Annotated in this window: 1 protein-coding gene; it reads right to left on the bottom strand. The window is 46.3% G+C overall.

Features of this window, described 5'->3' with window-relative positions; genetic code table 11:
* Positions 1-706 (bottom strand): transposase (locus tag ACFQ0C_RS31640; protein ID WP_483875019.1); only part of this gene is annotated, 706 nt, incomplete at both ends.

Below are 706 nucleotides of genomic sequence, written 5' to 3'. Positions count from 1 at the left end.
TGCTGTACATGAGTTCCTGCCCTTGGGGGCAACGATATACATTCTTCTCGGCCTCAAAGACAAACCGTTCCTTCGACATTCCTTCTAAAGACGACGTGGCGCGGCGTCCCCCAATGACCGTGAAAATCTTCTGATCGAGGGTTTCTTTACAAATGTGTGGCGTCATATAACCGGAGTCAAGAGCTACGGCCTCGAGCGAAGCTTCAAATCCAAATTTTTCGATTTGGTGCTTTAATCGCTCGATATAAACGACGGAATCATTCACATTTCCTTTTGTCACATGCACATCGGTAATGATATTGAATTTATGATCAACCGTACGATGATCCAAGTAAAAGAAACCCTCAGGTTTCCCCTTGCGCATCATGTAGCCGCTATCCGGATCCGTCGTGCTTACCTTAATTTGCTTCGTCTCCTGCACCTCCTCCGTGCGTTCCAACTGCTTTTTTCCATGTTTTTCTCGATCTTCATCTACGGCTTTATCCAGTTCCTGCATGTATTCATGGGGGCTTTGCTCAACGATCTGCATCGTATATTTGCTTTTACTCGCATTCGCTTTAATATGTGTGGAGTCCGTGATGAGCACACGACCTGCAACCATCCGATGGTGGATGGCAAGTCGAACGATCTCGTCGAAAATATCCTGAAATACAGTCGTATCTTTAAAACGAATCCGGCGATTCCAGCTAATGGTCGTGTGGTCAGG

It is taken from the genome of Paenibacillus sp. GCM10027630, from assembly GCF_042676305.1.
In the GTDB taxonomy this organism is placed as follows: domain Bacteria; phylum Bacillota; class Bacilli; order Paenibacillales; family NBRC-103111; genus Paenibacillus_S.
The sequence above is the reverse complement of the archived record's forward strand: the minus strand, read 5'-3'. Positions and strand labels throughout refer to the sequence as shown.